Here is a 17,783-nt window from a genome sequence, read left to right as displayed (position 1 = left end):
AGGCAAAAAATGTTGGAAAAAATACTGGTTTTTCTTATTGTGGCCTGGGCTGTCGCATATGTGGTGAGATATATTCGGAAGCTGTCCGAGGGTTCGGGAAAATGTGAAAATTGCGCCTTTGGCTGTTCCTCATGCGATGCTGGCGAATCATGCGATCAGTTCTCAGGACAAGGGAGATACAAATGACAAGAGAAATGTTTGTTGCGGCCATGGGATTGTCATTCTTCATTATCTGTCCGAGAATGGCAGGTATGGTTCATATTATTGCAAAAAATGCGCAACTCCCTTTGATATATACTGCCTTATACGGCTCTGTCATAGCGATTCCCATGATCTTGGTGATGGTGATGGTGTTTGGAAAACTCGGTGTATGGGGAGCGCTTGCTTTTTGCGTGATGACCGATCTTCTCTCTGCCCTTTTTATGAAGTCTGTGAGTACCCGGGCCAGCATAGAAACGCTGGTGATCGCAGTTTTTGTTATCCTGGGTGTCAAAGCGGCTCCGTACATCACAGGATTTTTTATAAAATAACGTGTTTTTTTTGTTTTTTAAGTTTGGTTAGCCTAAAATATTTAGTTCAAGCAAAAAATAATATCAGAACAGAGAAACCAGGTTTTCTGGAAAAACCTGGTTTTTTTCGAGACAATTCAACACAGTTGAAAGGATCAGACAGAATGTTTAAAAAAATAAGCTTTACAGCAATACTGCTTCTGTGTCTTATTGCTTTTGTGGCCTGTAATGGGGATTCGGATGATGATGACAAAGGGCTTCTCACGATAAATACAAACACTCTTTCCATCGTGGATGCTGATGGCGTCGTCAACACTTATACTTATGGGGAAGGTCAGACAAATTTTACAGAGCTGCTTCCCGAAGGCGGTACAAAGCAGTGTTTCTGCCAAAGGCTGGCGTTTCGGTCGGCTCAGGCACTTATGGCAACAGAAGGCTTTACGGCCCTATATCCTGAGGGGATTTCCAAAGCAGATATCCGAATTGTCACCAAATGGAACACAGACGGGGCAGAGGAGCTGTTCGTTGATAATTTGGGATGGGCAGACTATGATGTAAAGATAAAACTGAACGCCACGGAACATAATTATCTCACTGCTGAGGATGCTGTTTTCTACTTTGTCCCCCGGGACGGAGACACCGCATGGAAGGTATCTGCACAGGCAAAACTTTTTCCTCCGGACTTTTTCACGTTACGGACAGCCGCCAAAACAGGCGGCGATGCGGATATTTCCGCGTTCAGGCCCGTGAAAACAGACGCTATGGACAATTACCTGAAACCAATACCGCTCGAACATGCCTTCAGAGTTGAGGAGATTGCCCTGTCTGCGGAGGAATTGGAGGAAAGTCTGGCGGTATTTGCCGGATGGAAGGGAAAATGGGTCAGCGGCGCTTCGTATTTAAACGATCCTGCCATGGAACCCGCGTATGACGCGGTGGCCGACCTTGCGACAGGTTACACACCTGATGACGTAAAGGATTTCATGGCTTCGATGTATCGGTCAGAATTTGGCTCAATGGAGATAAACAAGGAAACCGTCACCTATTATAAAACCGATGCCATATCCGGAGCCACACACAACGTATCATGCGAATACAAACCTGTGGGCAAAGTCACGGTTCCGTGGGGAGAACATCAGGTGGAGTGGCACAGATTTGAATCCGTGTCGGAAGGAGCCGCCGAATATGCACATCTCATTGCCACGAAAGTCCACTCTCATGACGGCGATTTGTCTCACTGGCATCTTCGATATGGCAGCAGCAGTTTTGAAAATCTGATCAATTATGCGGATCCCATGTGGTGGCCCACGGCCTTTGCAGACGGATCACCAGCTTTGGCAATCGCAGATGATATGCTGGGTGAGGCAGATGAATTTGCAATGATGCTGCCGTCTCTTGACAGTTCCGAAAACATTGGCGTGATGGTCATCGCACACGGGTCTGACGAAACCGAATGGAATCAGGCTGTAGCTGAAGCAGTTGATGATGTGGAACTGCCTTATCCCACAGCGCTGGGATTTCTGGAGTTTCATGATCAGGATATCGGGACAGCCGCGAAATCGCTTGAACAGCAGAATGTGAATAAAATCATTGCTGTTCCTCTTTTTATTTGCAGTTATTCCAACCATATTGAAGAAATCAGATATGTCCTCGGTCTGAGAGATGCTTTGCCCGAGGAAGATGCAGATTCGGGACATGAAGATGAACATGAGGAAGAAGAACTGATTCCCATAGACACGGACACGGAAATTATTCTCACCCCTGCGTTGGATGACAATTCTGCCGTGGCTGACATTTTGGCCGGACACCTCGGGGATATCATTCAGCAGCCTGAACAGGAGATTGCCGTGCTGGTCGGACATGGCGGAGATTCTCCCGAATGTCTGGAGAAATGGAATCAGAATTTCTCATCCCTGGCCTCACAGGTTAAAAACAAACTCGGACTGAAAGATGCCCGCTACGGTTTTGTGGCAATGGGCGAACCTGCTGTCGCGGATGTGGTATCAGCAGCTCAGGAAGAAGGAAATGTCCTGGTCGTTCCTGTTATGCTGAGCAGGGGATATTTTATTCAGACAAAGATTCCTCAGGCATTGGAAGGTCTGGAATATAGCTATGCGGACAAAGCCTTGCTTCCTGATCCTGCCATAGCCACGCTGATTGAGAACAGGGTGAAAGAAGTCATTCCGCCAGTTGATTAACAAAATTTGCCGGACGGGATTTGCAAGCCTGCCCGGCAAAAGAAAATTTTACCCGCGGCAAAATAGAAAAATGCGTTCACATAAGGAAAATAAAAAATGAAGCGACTACCGGAAGTAAATGAAGATTTTAGCAAGCTCTATCAGATACTTCTCGCACCAATTCGCACCAAGCTGATGATGACCGGTCTTGAGCTGAAAATTTTTAATGAATTATCTGAATTCATATCTGCTGACAGGGTGGCTCAGGCAATCGGATCCCATGCGGAGAACACCAGGCGTTTTCTGGACAGCCTGGCGATGATTGACTTGGTGGAGAAAAAAAACGGTCTTTACCGAAATCTCCCCGCGACGCAGATTTTTTTGAGAGAATGTGCGCTGGCATATCTGGAGCCTCTGTTTTTAGCAACCCAGCGAGGCAGTATTGATTTTCTTGATAATCTTAACGATCTGATCCGGCAGGGACCGTCTCCGATTTCTCCCGAAGCAGCAGATATGGCAGATGAATCCTTCTGGGCAGTCGCGGCCGAGGCAGGCGTGGGATGGGCTGTGGGCGGCGTAAGCCAGATCATAACAAAAATCATCAGGCAGCTCCCGGAGTTTCCTTCCTTCAAAAAAATGCTGGATTTGGGAGGCGGTCCCGGTATTTTCGGGATCGCTATTGTAAGCGAGCATCCCTCGATGAAAGGCATTATTTTTGATCAGCCCGCGGTGGTCAAAGTTGCTGAGAAATATATCAGAGAATACGAGCTGGAAGATCGGATGGAGACCATGGCCGGGGATTACATGAAAGATTCCATCGGACAGAATTATGACCTGATCTGGGCAAGCGCGACACTTAATTTTGTCAGACATGACATTGATGCGATGATCAAAAAAATTTACGACGCGATCCGCCCGGGCGGTGTTTTCATCAGTTTTGCCGATGGCATGACGCATGAGCGAACCAGACCCGATACAATGCTGGGTCATATCGGATCGGGAATGAAAACCGGAACGGACTTCGGTTTTGAGCAGGGCGAGATCGCAGATGCCATGATTCGCGCAGGGTTCAGGTCTGTCCGTTCCCGCACGCTGAAAACGCCTGTGGGGGATATGGATATGGATATCGCCCGGAAAGGGTGACAAAAAGCTGATCCGAAATCGTATTTTCAGCTTATTTCCATACATTTTTTGTTGACCTTCTTTTATATGTCCTCCATATTGTATCAGGTCAGACTGATATTCCGCCATGGCCCGAGATTGGCCGATGATGGCGGACATAAAAGTATCTTTAGCAAATCACTGCATTAGGGTATGGAGGAAAAGATGGAACAAGCGGATTTGTTTCACCCGCGGGTCTTCAGTGATCAGGAGTGGGCAGAAAGTTATTATAAACGTAATGCAAAGAATATTGAGCGAGTTGGAAAGCGGTTTGCCCGAATTCTGAAAGATTCAGGATTCAAAAGCGGCAAAATACTGGATGCCGGATGCGGTTTCGGTGCAGTGGCGATCCAGCTTGCAAAGACATTTCCGGATGCGGAAATCATCGGAACCGACCTCGGAGAGCCGCTCCTGAACCTGGCTCAGTCGCTCACTGAGCAGGCGGGTTGTGCGGATCAGATCACTCTGGTGAAAGGTGATGTGAAAGAGCTTGATTTTGAGACAGATGCCTTTGACGTGGTGGTCAATACCTTTATGGCGCATATTGTTGATGACCCCGTGGCAATGTTCAATGAGATCGAGCGACTGGCAACCCCCGGGGGGAAAATTATGATTACTGATCTGAGACGAATCTGGCTGGGGCTTTTTGTCAGAAAGCTGAAGACAGCCTTCACATTGGAAGAAGCCATGACGGTCGTCGGCAAGTCCGAGATCAGAAGCGGAGAATATTCCAAAGGTCCCTTCTGGTGGGATTACATGGCCGGACTATAAAAAAATATCTGCTCTTCGCTACAAGAATTTCATAGAAGAAGAGGATTTAGTCCTCTTCTTATACAAAATCCCTATAGTACATGATCACAATAAATCTGACGGGTGACAGACCTCCGAAGTTTTAGGCAGTCCGACCCGTCATAATCAATGCGGTCGGGTATGAGGAAAAAGGAAAAATAACAGGTCGTTTTTTTTAACACCTAACACCTAACACCTAACACTTAAAACTTGGACAAAGAAAATGATCATAAAAAAACAAGAGGCCGTTGAAATCAGACATTCCATTCCGGGGCGGATACGCTTCAAACTCCGTCCAGTTTGCTTTAGAAAAACCGCAGTCAGACAATTATCCGAGCGTCTGAGAGAAACGAAAGGGATTTCATGGGTGAGAAGCAATCCCGCAGCTTCGAGCCTCATCATCCGTTATCATCACGATGTGATTACAAAGGCTGTGATCACGGAGACAGTCAGAACAGCTTTGGACCAAAGGGGAAATCGCATTGCCCCGCGAAAAAACACCGACGGACCGGTTGAAACCAGCGGAGTATCTGTGAAATCCGCACTCCTGCGTTTCGTGGGCATGACTGTGTTAACAGGCGTCGTATTTGTGAGAGAGGTGATTCTGAAACGTCCGCTTGCCCAGAGTTTATTCAGCCCCTTAGGAATCATTACGACCATTGCCGCTTTGCCGCTTATGCGGAAAGGTCTTGAGAGCCTCAGAGAAAGACGTTTCACCCTGGAAAGTTTTCTCGGGGGAAGCATCGTGGCGGCCGTGGCTGTGGGAGAGGCAACCGCTGCTTTGGAAATCCTGTGGATCACCAGCGGCGCGGAACTTCTCCAAGCCTGGATTACCGAGCGTTCCCGGCGGGCCATCCGGGATATTCTTCAGATTACAGAGAAAAGCACCTATATTCTCGTGAAAGGCGTCGAAGTCGAGATTCCCGCGGATGAGGTCAGACCGGGGGACATTGTGGTGGTCCATACCGGGGAAAAAATATCCGTGGACGGCATCGTCACTGACGGAGAAGCATTATTAGATGAATCTCCCATTAATGGTCGCTCGGAATTTATTCTCCGCAAAAGCGGAGACGACGTCTTTGCCGGTACATTTGTCCGCCAGGGGGTGATTTACGTTCATGCCCGGAAAGTCGGAGACAAAACCTATCTGTCCCGTATTTTACAAATGGTCGAGGATTCTCTGGAGAACAAGGCCCCCATCGAAGGCGTTGCCGAGGAGTTGGCAGCAAAACTGATCAAAGTCGGTTTTGTCGCGACCTTCACGACCCTGGTGATCACCCAGAGCTTGTGGCGGGCATTTACCGTCATGCTGGTAATGGCCTGTCCCTGCGCCACGATCCTGTCCGCGTCCACAGCCGTGAGCGCGGCCCTGAGCGCTGCGGCCAAACGGCATATTCTGATCAAAGGCGGTCGCTATCTCGAAGAGGCCGGCAGGGCGGACATTGTCTGTTTTGACAAAACCGGAACCCTGACCACCAACGAACCCGAACTTGTGAAACTGGCGAATTTTTCAGACATGGAAGATAACGCGCTGTTGCAGATGGCGTATTCCGCGGAAAAGCACAATTCCCATCCGGTCGCGCTGGCCATCAAGATTGAAGCGGAGAAGCGAGGCATAAAGGCTATCCCCCACGATGTGTGCGATTATACACTTGGCAAAGGTGTCCGGGCCGAAATATGGGGAGATGAGATATTGATCGGAAGCAGCAAACTCATGAGCGACAGTTCCGTGAATACGGACGCGGCCGCGCGGGTCCTTCGGAAATTCAATATGCAGGGACTCACCACCATATTTATAGGCAGAAACAGAACGCTTATGGGAGTCATGGGATTTGCCAACCAGAACCGGCCCGATATTCAAAAGGTGGTGAAACATCTCCGAGATGACGGAATTGAAAAAGTCGTTATGATTACAGGGGATGAGAGATGCAGTGCCCTTGATCTGACCCGCCAGCTGGACATGGCCGAATGTTATTACTCGGTGATGCCCGAAGATAAATCGGATATCGTGAACGAACTCCAAGGAAACAAAAACAAAGTCCTTATGGTCGGTGACGGAATTAACGATGCTCTGGCACTGGCCGAGGCTGATATTGGCGTGGCCATGGGCGCGGGCGGATCCGAGGTCGCTATCGAAGCCGCGGATATCGCACTGGTAAAAGACGATCTTAAAGGAATCATTTATGTCCGGGTGTTAAGCCACACCACCATGAAAGTTGTCCATCAGAATTTCTGGATCGCCACCGGATCAAATATCGTGGGCGTGGTTCTAGGCGCGCTGGGTATCCTGTCTCCGGTAATGGCCGGGCTGATTCATATCACCCACACCGTGGGAATTCTCGCCAATTCAAGCCGGTTGCTGTTTTATGAACCTCAGCTTCTGACAAATGATGAGACCTGTCCTGTTCAGAAACAATCAGCAGATACAGAGGTTATTGATTTAACTCCCCTGAAAAAAATTGCATAGGCCATTGAGAGGAAAAAGATGAATTGCCAATTCTGTACCAGACGACAATTTTTGAAATTAACAGCAGCAGCTGGCGCGATGGGACTTTTTCAGACAGGAAATATTCCTGTGATTTTTGCTGACAATCCGCCGGTCTTGAAACTGAATGTCACTGCCCGGTGTCTCTTTGCCGGTGTGGTCGCCACAGCCGAGAATCAGAAAAATCTTCCCAATCCTTACCGTGAAGAGATAAATTACGCTTTTGTTATGAATGACGACTGCTCCGGCGTGAATCAGGGCGCTGAGTCGGTTCTTTCGGGTGCGGCGGACATCGGAACGCTTTACAGACCCCTCACCCATGGGGAAAAAGCCGCAGGGCTTGTGGAAACCAAGCTGGACAACCTCGCATATGCTGTGACAGTTCATCGGAAAAATCCGGTGAACGACCTCACCACAAGGCAGGTGGCGGAGATATTCGCTGGACAGATTCAGAACTGGAAAGCAGTGGGCGGTGAGGACAAAGATATTCTCATTTACAGGCAGAAATGCGGCGCGAATTACGATTATCTCATTGATCAGACCATCGCGGCCGCAGGGATTGAGAAAAATCATGCCCGCCTGAAAAAAGCAGTGATGGATGTTGAAATCACGGACAATCAGTTTGAAAAGATCGCGGCGCTGGACATGGCCATCACCATGGCACCCCGCTTCTTTTTCGATGTCAACTGCAAGCCGCTAAGGATTAACGGTCTGCTTCCCACAAGAAATTCGGAAAAAAATGGCGAGTATCCTTTTCTTGCCCGCATCTCCCTAGTCAGCCGGAGAGATGCATCCCGGGCGGTTCAGACGTATCTTTCGTTTATGAGCGGCCCTCGGGGCAGAAAACTGATTGAAAACGGATTAAATATGGACTGGCTGAGGCACGGATTCTGATGAAGATAGGACCCAAACTGATTATTTTTATCCTTCTGCTGTCCGGCGTCATTATTTTTTCCATGCTGACGGCCCTGTATGTAAAACTGGAGGATGTTCTGCTCGTTACGAAGAATGAGAGGATTGCCAGGGACATTGGTAAAATTGAATCGGATATCGCTCAGATCATGGACCAGTATCGGAAATTCACGCATTTTATCATTTCCGATCCTAACTTGTCCGAACTGATCAGAATCGCCAAATTTACCAAAGATTCGGCTCCGCTCCGGGATAAACTCGTTTTGCAGGAACAGATTGTGGCATCTGACGGAATCGCTTTTTACAATTCCGAGCATCGCATGACCGCAAGTACGGAGAAAAACGCGTCCGAGGAAATATTATCTTTTGATGGTGCGTGGGAAACTGAAGAACAGATCATCACCCGAATCAGCACTGAAACAGAGCCGTTGAAAATGGTTTTTTACGGCAAGGTTCTGAGAGGCGGCAGATTTATTGGCACACTGGTTTTAAAGAAAAATATTGATACCCGGCTTCTTAAACATATTGCTGCTTATCATTCGATCATTGCGATTATCGAAAGAAAGGACACCAGCTTCAGGCTCAGAGCGTCCTCTTGTGAGGACAAAATCGTTCTGACGAATCTGAATTTTTCTCTGATGGATCAGCTGAAATACAATTCTGATGACTATGTTATCGGAGATCAGCGCGGGGTGCTTTCCGTGAGACCTTTCAAAACAGATACGGAACGCCGAAATCTTTTTCTTTTCTGTTTTGTTGACAAGAAAGACGTGCAAAAACTTCACAGACAGATCGTTACGATTTCCTTTATGTTAGGCGGTATTTTCGGAATACTGGCATGTGTCACGGCAATGATTTTTTCCAAAAGAATATCTGATTCTCTGAAACAGTTGTCGGATTTTTCCAACCGCATTGCAAACGGCGATCTGACACAGACGCTGAATGTGACCCGGGAAGATGAGATCGGCGAACTCGCGGCCATTCAGAATCGTATGATTTCAAATTTGCGTTCCATGATCAAAGGGATACTCAGAACCTCCCGTGTCTTAGCTGACGGGGTGTCAGAGCAGTCAGCAAACATCGAAGAGACTTCGGCTTCCCTGAATCAGATTGATGTGACGATGAAACAGAACATGGAAAACGCAAACCGGGCCAACGTACTGATTCAGGCATCTGATCGTATTATTGAGGAGGCGAGGACATTTCTCTGCTTTGACAAACCCGTAACACAGTTGACAGATTCCATGGAATCCATCAGCATATCCGGTCGGGAAATCCAAAAAGTCATAAAAAACATTGATCAGATTGCATTTCAGACCAATCTGCTGGCCCTGAATGCTTCCATTGAAGCTGCCAGAGCCGGTGAAGGCGGAGCAGGATTTTCCGTGGTTGCTGAGGAAGTGAGAAAACTTGCGTCAAGTTCTGCCAAGGCTTCCAGAAATACGATGTATCTCATGAATAACATGATGGAAAGTCTGAACAGCGCGTCGGGCCTTGTTCAAAAAATGAACGAAGCACTGGATCAGATGACCGAAAGCAGCGAGCAGATCAATCATCTGGTGTGCGAAATTACCAATTCTTCCGGTGAACAGGCCCTCGGGGTTGACCAGATATGTCAGGCCATGGCTCAGATAGAACAGGTCAATTATCGCAATGCCCGGATGGCTGAGGAACTGGTAGAAAAGGTAAGTATGTTCAAACTGAACGGTTTTGCGAGAAATGACGAAGATGCTCTTACGGCTTTTCCATATTTTTCGTATAAACTTCATATAGATGACCGACGAAAAAGAATCAGACTGAGGAACCTGAGTTATGAGTAATCAGCATGGGCGATCAGGGAGAGCCATGACATCGTTAACAGGTGTCAGTGCTGGAAAACAGGTACGTGTTTTTGCCATAGATGGCGGGCATAAACTCCGATCCCGCCTTGCGGGAATGGGGCTGATACCCGGTGCAAAACTGAAGGTCATAAAAAGTGATCCCCTCATCATCGTAGTGAATGGGGTTCGGATGGTGTTAGGTCGGGGGATGGCTTGCAAGATTAATGTTCGCTGATAAATTTAAAAAGATGATATTTTGTAGGGATTGAAAAAATCCTCGCATCAGAGTAAAGAAAGGAGAATGTAATAATGGGACCAGATGCGGCAAGCGCAACTGATAACACACTGACCGGGCCCCGGGACTGCCCGGAAACTCAGGAGAATGCTCAGAAAGGCCCTGTTCAGAGCGAACAGGCTTTTTCATATGAAGCTCAGAAACAGACGGGCAAGGAAGGAAATGGTGGCGGAGAGATGCAGATTCCTCCTGATCTTATGGCCTTTATACATGCACAAGGAATATCGCCTCAGGACGCGATGGCTTATATTGAGGGGCAGGGAATATCACCCCAGGAAGCAGCCGCTTTTCTCCAGATCATGGGGGGAGAACAAGGTTGTGCCTGCGAAGCTAGCGGACAAGTAACAACAGGTTGTGAAACTGCCCATTCTCCGTGCGAAGAAGGCGGAGAGGTTTCTGGTTGTTCCTGCGGGTCGGACGGATGTGAGACTGATAATCCTCAGATACCTTCAAATGGCAGGGCCTCATTCGCTTCCCAGGGACCTCATGCTGATATTGTTTCTGGTTCGGGTCCGGCCGAAGGATATCGGCCAGTTTCTCCTCAGCCTGCTGTCCATGCTCCGATGCCGGGAGCGAATACCAGCCAGGTTCCTCCGGGACAGATGCCTCCGGCCCCCCAAGGACCGATGCCAGGCGTTCATACAGGCCCTGTCTATCATCCGGGACAGATGCCTCCGGGGCCCCAAGGACCGATGCCAGGCGTTCATACAGGCCCTGTCTATCCTCCGGGACAGATGCCTCCGGGTCACCAAGGACCGATGCCAGGCGTTCATACAGGTACTGTCTATCCTCCGGGACAGATGCCTCCGGGACCCCAAGGACCGATGCCAGGCGTTTATACAGGTACTGTCTATCCTCCGGGACAGATGCCTCCGGGACCCCAAGGGCCGATGCCAGGCGTTCATACAGGTACTGTCTATCCTCCGGGACAGATGCCTCCGGGACCCCAAGGGCCGATGCCAGGCGTTCATACAGGCCCCGTCTTTCCTCCGGGACAGATGCCCCCGGGTCCGCAGGGTCCGATGCCGGGCGTTCATACAGGCCCCGCCTTTCCTCCGGGACAGGCTTTCCCCGGGCCGTCCCAGGGACCGGGACCGAGTTCGGGAGGTTCTTGCAGTTGCGGTGAAAGCCAGTCGGCTTCTTCCCAGCCCGCTTATGGCGGTCCGATGCCGGGCGTTCATACAGGCCCTGTGCCGGGAAATGGAAGCGGATCGAATTTTCCCGGACAATATGATTTCGCATCGGGCCAAACGTCTCAAAGTTGCGGCGGCGGTCCCCGACATTTCAAGCATGACCAGAATCAATATGGCCAGCTGATGGGACTTGTCAACGATTTTGCCAACGGAACACCTGATATTTATCGGGTAATGAATTTTCTGGAAACCTGTGATACCCAGTTCTGGAAAGGCGCGGCTATCGGCGTTGCTGCTACCCTGCTGCTGACCAACAGCGCCGTGAAAAATGCTATTTTCGGAACCATGGGCAGCATTGTGGGCACATTCCGAAAAGATAAAGATGTCCCGAGTACCGAAGGAAAAATACAAGAAGACTGATGCCCGGCATCAATCTTCCTCCGAATATGAAAGCAAAATATGAAACAGCCTGCTTTAGCAGGCTTCTGCTATCAGCCCTGATATTAATGTCAGGGCATATGCTTTACCCGTTTTTTTAATATTGAAATTATCTATAAGGAGATAAATCTATGTCTTACCATGCATATCCCGCAACCGCTGTGGCAAACACACGGGTAGCAACCACCAGTTATGTCCCGCACGCGGCCCTCACCATGGGCGGTGTTGGCGCTATTGTGGGCGGAACCGGCGCGGCAGCCCGAAATATCCGCCAGGTCAAATCAGGAGAGATAAACCGCCAGGAGGCCATGGGCAATGTCATCAAGGAAGCAGCCGGTGCGGGCGTGGCGACCGCTACAGCCACCGCGGTGGTCGGCAGTTTCGGAACAAACAGAGGACTGCTTTCTCTGCTGGGACTGGTAGTTGTGGCAACCGGCACAAAATATTTCTGGGATGCGATAACTGAATCTGATAAAAAATAATTTTCTTGGAAAGGAGAGAAAAATGAGTAAACCATTTCCCCCATATCATCAGGCGACGACTCAGCCTCAGTCATATTATAGCTGCACTTCCGGCGATCCACAGGCTCAGGCATACAATACAGCAGGCCAATATGCTTATTATCCTCAGCACGACCAGAATTATTACCAATACAGCGAAGGTTACGAATATGGCTATCCGCCCTCTCAAAACGCCATGGCAGTACCTTATGATTGGGGCGTCTAAAAACAGCCTTTTTGGCTTAATTTTTTTAACTACAATTTGGACCTCTTCATGTAATCAATTATAGATTCATCTTGATAATATATAGTTTGATTGTTATTTTAACATATTTACCATACTATTATGTCAATATTAATAAAATTACGAGGATTATTATGAGTTCAAAGTCCAAATTGATAAAAAGCAGAGATAACTGGAAGAAAAAAGCGATTGAACGTGGCAAGAATGCACGTTATCATGAAAAAGAAAAGCGCCGTATTAAAAAAGAGCGTGATAAATACAAGAAAGATGCCGATGAAGCCAGAAAACAACTGGAAAAAGAACGTCAGAAAAATACTCAGCCTGTTCACAACAAAGAAGAACTTATCTATATTTGTTTGAAGCTTTTTATAGTTGCTCATATAAGTTTCCGAGCGGTACCGAGAGTTCTCAGAGTTCTTGCTGATTACTTGGGAATAACAAAAGTCCCATGTGTTCAGACAATTATTAACTGGGTCACCCGATTATCCGTAGCAAGACTCCGAAATGCCGTCCCGCTGCGCGGGGCTGAAATTAACAGCAATCCGTTTTCCAACGGCTTTGTTTATATAATAGATATCAGTATTGCCTTAGGAAAAGGTAAAATTCTTACTTTGCTGTCATTGAATGCTAACCATCATGATTTGAATGAAACCGCTCCTACTCTTAAAGATGTAAACTGCGTTGCTGTTTCAGTAGCAGTATCCTGGACTGGTGAGGCCATAGCTGATTTTTTGAAAAAAGTTATCGGTATCGGGGGAATGCCGGTAGCATATCTCAAAGACGGAGGAACAGACCTTGCCAAAGCTACCAGGCTTTTGGCGGAACAAGGCCTTCCCAGTGTCAGCATTGACGATATATCACACACTGTCGCTAATCTTTTAAAACATGAATATCAGAATCATCCGATGTTTGATATCTTTATCTCTGCGGTCGGTAAAGTTTCAAAAAAATTCAAACAGACTGTTCTTGCCTGTCTTGCACCTCCGAAGGTTTCAACAAAATCAAGATTTATGAACCTCCGCCGCCTGGTGAATTGGGCGGCTCAGTTGCTCAGACATTCTCCGAGAGGTCGTGCCCCAAAGGGATCCGTCCTTTCAAAGCTGCGAGCAGGCATTGATCAGATTCCGAGGTGCAGAAATTTTATAGAATGTTTTCTTCGCGACTCAGGTACTCTTTCAGAATGCCAGAAAATACTTAAAACTAAGGGGCTTAACCTGGAAACTTATGAAGAAAGTAAAAAGCTGCTTGAAGCCATTCCTCCGCGATCATCTGTGCGTACAGGTTTTACTAATTGGTTAGACAAACATATCATAATTGCCAAGGAGCTTAAATTAGAAAATATAGGAATGCCAATAACTTCTGATAATATAGAGTCTCTGTTCGCAGTTTCAAAGCAACATGGAACCGGAGAGATAAAAGACGCCAATCGCATAGCTCTGCGCATGCCCGCCATGTGTGGTGAACTGACCAGAGAAGATGCCCGAAGAGTCATGAATATCAGTCTCAGAGAGCAACAAGAATTTTCAGAGTCTTTATTTTCTTTAACCAAACAACGTCGTAAAATCCTGGCAAACCCTGGCAGTCTTGAAATACTCTCGGATAAAACAGCAGAAAATTCTGAGTTTATTCCGGAGTCCGAAAAACGAGCAAAAAAAATTATAAATATAAATATTTCAAGTAATTGTAAAAAAATAACCGGCCCCCTGACCGAGTTGGAAAATCGAGCTGAATCGCTCCCGGAAATTAAGATTTCAGAGGCGGCATGCGGATAAAGTTTTTTTAGGTCAGAGGGATGGTCCAAAAAGCAGTCAAGAAATCGGAGTGAATTTAGACGCCCCACCTTATGATAATCAGCAGAGCGTGTTTTCAGCATACTTTAACTTTTCCGACCCCTGCTATCTCAAAGGCTTTTTTGTAGGCGCGGGGCTTACTTTCCTGCTCACCAACTCCACTATTCAGCGGGCTATTGTGCGCGGCACGGTCAATCTCATGTCCGTGGTCCAGGGTGGTGTCGAAGAAGTAAAAGAACAGATCAAGGATATCAAGTCCGAGATGAGTCAGAAAGAGTAATATTGGAAACTGGAAACTGGAAACTGGAAACTGGAAACTTGAAACTTGAAACTTGGAACAGTTACATAGGCATCCATGAAAATTCGCAGGACTCCCGGATCCCAAGTTTTAAATCCCAAGTTTCAAGTTTCAAATTTCAAGTTTCAAGTTTCAAGTTTCACAGGAGGAAATATGAAAAAAATCACGGAGGTGGAGAAGAAGAAAACACCGACTGAAGACAAACGCTCCATTGCAAAAGTTGGCATGGCATTATCCATGGGTACGCTTGTCTATACGGGGTTCAGAGGCCAGGAGAACCGGACGCTGCATATTGTTTCAGGTCTGGCGCTGGTGGGTTTTTCCTACTGGCATTACAGTCTTTATCAACCTAAAAGAAGATAGAGAAACCAGATGACTGTTTGTAAACAAAGAGAGAACAGAATTCGTATTCTTCATGAACTGCCGTATCGTCTGAGGATTCGTATCTCTGTTCTGCATGATCCCGCGTTTGATCCGGTTTATCTGGAAGCCGTGCTTCTGAATGTTCCCGGGGTGGAGGCAGTGCGGTTTAATCTTAAAGCAGCCTGTATTGCTGTGCGATATGACGGCAATATGCAGAACAGAGAGCTGATTCTGGCCTGCCTTGAAAATATTCCTCATGAAACATTTCAGGCCGATATTCACAGAGAACCTGTCACAGATTCTCTGAGCGTGGCAATTAACGGAATTTTAGCGTTTTTAACACCCGCACTTCCCAGACCGTTCAGACCGCCTTTAAGCTGGGGGCTTGCTTTGCCTACGCTCACCCAGGGGATCACCACATCGCTGACCGAGGGCATCCGAGTTGAAACGCTGGACGCTGCGGCAGTCGGATTTTCCCTTTTGCGAAAAGACTACTTTACCGCGAATATCATTGTTTTTCTTCTGGCACTCGGAGGATATCTGGAACAGCTTTCCGAGGAAAAAACCAACGCGCTGCTGAGAAGTCTGCTTCGTCCCCAGTCAGAGGAAGTCTGGGTGGAGCGAGACGGCCAGGAAGTCAAAGTGAGTGCAGATGAGATCACAATCGGCGATCTGGTAATCTGCGGCTCAGGTGAAATGATACCGGTGGACGGCGAAGTGAGCGGCGGGGAGGCACTGGTCAATCAGAGTTCCATTACTGGCGAATCCGTTCCGATTCATGTTCAGCCCGGAGATGAGGTGCTGTCCGGTTCCCTTGTATCAGAGGGACGGATTAAAATCAGCGCCAGACAGGTGGGGCAGGAAACCACCACCGCCAGAATCAGCCGATTTTTGGAGAATTCGCTGAGATTTAAATCAAAAACCCAGAAACAGAGCGACATTCTGGCAGATAAACTGGTTCCGGTAACCTTTGGTCTGGGACTGGCCTCGTGGCTCCTGACCCGGGATATCCGTCGGGCCGCGTCCGTGCTTACGGTGGATTATTCATGTGCGGTCAAGCTGTCAACGCCTGTGGCCGTTAAGATGTCCATGTTCAGTGCAGCGCATTGCGGTGTCCTTATCAAAGGTTCTCATGCACTGGATGCCCTGTCCCGTGTGGATACGCTTGTGTTTGACAAAACAGGAACCCTGACCCGGGGGATTCTGATCGTCACGGATATCTTCCCTCTGGAAAATATGAGCGAGGATGAACTGCTCGCACTGGCTGCGGCAGCCGAGGAACATTATGCCCATCCTGTTGCCAAAGCAGTGGTAAAAGCCGCCAGAGAACGGAATCTGGAAATGCTGTCGCTCAGTCAGGTTGACTTTATTGTCGCCCATGGCGTCTCAGCTTACGTCGAGGGCGAGCGGGTACTTGTGGGAAGCCATCATTTCATCGCGGAGGATGAAGGGATTGACTGTTCCGCGGCCGACAGCCTGGCCCGGGAGATTCGGGGGCAGGGGAAAAGTCTGCTTTATGTTGCCAGGGGAGATGTTCTGGAAGGCGTGATCGCGTTACAGGACGAATTAAGACCCGAAGCCCCTGAAGTGCTTCGCCAGTTAAAACATCATGGTATTCAGAAAATTGTGATTCTCACCGGGGACCACAGGGACACGGCCCGGGCTTTGGCAGCCCGTCTGGATGCGGTGGATAAGGTGCATTGGGAGCTCAAACCGGAAGACAAGGCTGAGATTGTTCGGGAACTCAGGGAGGCAGGTCATGTTCTGGCTTTTGCAGGGGACGGCGTAAACGACGCGCCCGCGCTTGTCACAGCAGATGTGGGGATATGCATGCCCGGAGGAGCGGATCTGGCCAGGGAATCAGCCCAGGTTGTTCTTTTAAAAGAAGACCTGAACACGCTGGTGGCTGCCAAAGAAATAGCAGACAACAGCCTTGAAATTATCCAAAACTGTTTTACATCGGCCGTGGGATTCAATTCGATCTTTCTGCTGCTGGCAATGTGCGGTGTACTTCCGCCGGCAGCGGCCGCGCTCCTGCATAATATGAACACTGTGGGCATACTCGGATACGCGGCCATGGCCGGAAAAAAGCCTCCGCAATGTTTTGAAGAAGGAGAACAAGCATGTACACATCCTTAATTGATGCGCCTTTGGGCAGAACTTTGATTCTTGTGAAAGTGGAAGACCTCAGTATGGAGATGCGTCTCAGACGGATGGGACTTTTTGAGGGAAGCAGCTTGACGCGTCTGGACGAAGAGGTATTGATTCAGCCTGTCAGAGTTCGCGGTCCCGGGGGAGAATTTATTCTGGGCGGCGGCATGGCCTCCCGAATCGTGGCGCATCTGGATGACGGACGTAAGCTTCCCCTGGTTGAACTGAAACCAGGGGAGAGTGGTCATATAGAAGGTGTCACCTGCGGCGGCTCTCTGGAAAAAACTCTGAAGACTCTCGGCGTCAGAGAAAATGATGAAATTACCTTTGTCCGAAAAATTCCGCCCATGGAATATATCACCCTCGTGGAAGAGGAAAAGCGGATTCGCCTGAACGAAGGCATGGCTGCCAAAATATGGGGACGCATGGGGGAAAAATATTTGCAATTTGCGTCTGCCGGTGTCAAAGAGAAATTTGAAGTCACAGATATCCTGGGAGGACAGAGAATTAAGAAAAGCCTTACCCTTCAGGGGATCACTCCCGGTAAGACGCTGATGCTGGAGGGGGTGGAGCAGGCCAAGTCTCTTTTTATGACCCGGCAGAATCCTCTCATTATCTCCAGTTCGGACGGACTTCGGCTCTTCTTGCAGGAACAGGAAGGCCGGAAAGTTTTTGTTCGGGTGTCAGAACAAACACCCGGATAATCCTGAACACCCGG

General features: G+C 48.4%; 17 protein-coding genes. All 17 read left to right on the top strand.

What is annotated here, in order from left to right; genetic code table 11:
- Window positions 1-9 precede the first annotated feature (9 nt).
- The 17 genes from dnm_RS09345 (at window position 10) to dnm_RS09265 (ending at window position 17,769) form a co-directional block, all read left to right on the top strand.
- Window positions 10-186 carry a FeoB-associated Cys-rich membrane protein gene (locus dnm_RS09345; protein ID WP_207682389.1) on the top strand — a complete coding sequence of 59 codons (177 nt, stop codon included), beginning with the start codon at window positions 10-12 and terminating at the stop codon, window positions 184-186.
- Window positions 183-530 carry a hypothetical protein gene (locus dnm_RS09340; RefSeq protein WP_207682388.1) on the top strand — a complete coding sequence of 116 codons (348 nt, stop codon included), beginning with the start codon at window positions 183-185 and terminating at the stop codon, window positions 528-530. The genes dnm_RS09345 and dnm_RS09340 overlap by 4 nt, the downstream gene beginning before the upstream one ends.
- A gap of 143 nt (window positions 531-673) precedes the next feature.
- Complete coding sequence (locus dnm_RS09335; RefSeq protein WP_207682387.1) at window positions 674-2,707, top strand: sirohydrochlorin chelatase; 2,034 nt, start codon at window positions 674-676, stop codon at window positions 2,705-2,707.
- 96 nt (window positions 2,708-2,803) lie between these two features.
- Window positions 2,804-3,829: a methyltransferase gene (locus dnm_RS09330; protein ID WP_207682386.1), complete on the top strand. Its 1,026-nt coding sequence runs from the start codon at window positions 2,804-2,806 to the stop codon at window positions 3,827-3,829.
- Window positions 3,830-4,012: 183 nt separating this feature from the next.
- A complete protein-coding gene (locus dnm_RS09325; protein ID WP_207682385.1) occupies window positions 4,013-4,618 on the top strand; it encodes a class I SAM-dependent methyltransferase in 606 nt (201 codons plus the stop codon).
- A gap of 241 nt (window positions 4,619-4,859) precedes the next feature.
- Entirely contained in the window at window positions 4,860-7,103 is a 2,244-nt protein-coding gene (locus tag dnm_RS09320) for a heavy metal translocating P-type ATPase (protein WP_207682384.1), read from the top strand.
- A gap of 18 nt (window positions 7,104-7,121) precedes the next feature.
- Window positions 7,122-8,015: a substrate-binding domain-containing protein gene (locus dnm_RS09315; RefSeq protein ID WP_276571869.1), complete on the top strand. Its 894-nt coding sequence runs from the start codon at window positions 7,122-7,124 to the stop codon at window positions 8,013-8,015.
- Window positions 8,015-9,853, top strand: a complete 1,839-nt coding sequence (locus dnm_RS09310) for a methyl-accepting chemotaxis protein (RefSeq protein WP_207682382.1) — start codon at window positions 8,015-8,017, stop codon at window positions 9,851-9,853. The genes dnm_RS09315 and dnm_RS09310 overlap by 1 nt, the downstream gene beginning before the upstream one ends.
- Window positions 9,846-10,088, top strand: coding sequence for a FeoA family protein (locus dnm_RS09305; RefSeq protein ID WP_207682381.1), 243 nt, complete (start codon window positions 9,846-9,848; stop codon window positions 10,086-10,088). Before dnm_RS09310 ends, dnm_RS09305 begins: the two co-directional genes overlap by 8 nt.
- 74 nt (window positions 10,089-10,162) lie before the next feature.
- A complete protein-coding gene (locus dnm_RS09300) occupies window positions 10,163-11,701 on the top strand; it encodes a hypothetical protein (protein WP_207682380.1) in 1,539 nt (512 codons plus the stop codon).
- A gap of 149 nt (window positions 11,702-11,850) precedes the next feature.
- Window positions 11,851-12,201 carry a magnetosome protein MamC family protein gene (locus tag dnm_RS09295; RefSeq protein ID WP_207682379.1) on the top strand — a complete coding sequence of 117 codons (351 nt, stop codon included), beginning with the start codon at window positions 11,851-11,853 and terminating at the stop codon, window positions 12,199-12,201.
- Window positions 12,202-12,223: 22 nt separating this feature from the next.
- Window positions 12,224-12,445 carry a hypothetical protein gene (locus dnm_RS09290; RefSeq protein WP_207682378.1) on the top strand — a complete coding sequence of 74 codons (222 nt, stop codon included), beginning with the start codon at window positions 12,224-12,226 and terminating at the stop codon, window positions 12,443-12,445.
- Window positions 12,446-12,597: 152 nt separating this feature from the next.
- Window positions 12,598-14,235, top strand: a complete 1,638-nt coding sequence (locus tag dnm_RS09285) for a hypothetical protein (RefSeq protein ID WP_207678195.1) — start codon at window positions 12,598-12,600, stop codon at window positions 14,233-14,235.
- A 49-nt stretch (window positions 14,236-14,284) separates the two neighbouring features.
- Complete coding sequence (locus dnm_RS09280) at window positions 14,285-14,533, top strand: hypothetical protein (RefSeq protein ID WP_207682377.1); 249 nt, start codon at window positions 14,285-14,287, stop codon at window positions 14,531-14,533.
- A gap of 171 nt (window positions 14,534-14,704) precedes the next feature.
- Window positions 14,705-14,914 carry a hypothetical protein gene (locus dnm_RS09275; protein ID WP_207682376.1) on the top strand — a complete coding sequence of 70 codons (210 nt, stop codon included), beginning with the start codon at window positions 14,705-14,707 and terminating at the stop codon, window positions 14,912-14,914.
- Window positions 14,915-14,923: 9 nt separating this feature from the next.
- Complete coding sequence (locus dnm_RS09270; RefSeq protein WP_207682375.1) at window positions 14,924-17,053, top strand: heavy metal translocating P-type ATPase; 2,130 nt, start codon at window positions 14,924-14,926, stop codon at window positions 17,051-17,053.
- Window positions 17,038-17,769: a ferrous iron transport protein A gene (locus tag dnm_RS09265; RefSeq protein WP_207682374.1), complete on the top strand. Its 732-nt coding sequence runs from the start codon at window positions 17,038-17,040 to the stop codon at window positions 17,767-17,769. Before dnm_RS09270 ends, dnm_RS09265 begins: the two co-directional genes overlap by 16 nt.
- Window positions 17,770-17,783 lie beyond the last annotated feature (14 nt).

The sequence above is a fragment of the Desulfonema magnum genome (assembly GCF_017377395.1).
GTDB classification, from domain to species: domain Bacteria; phylum Desulfobacterota; class Desulfobacteria; order Desulfobacterales; family 4be13; genus Desulfonema_C; species Desulfonema_C magnum.
Note: the sequence above shows the minus strand (reverse complement) of the source record. Positions and strands in the feature narration are given on the sequence as shown.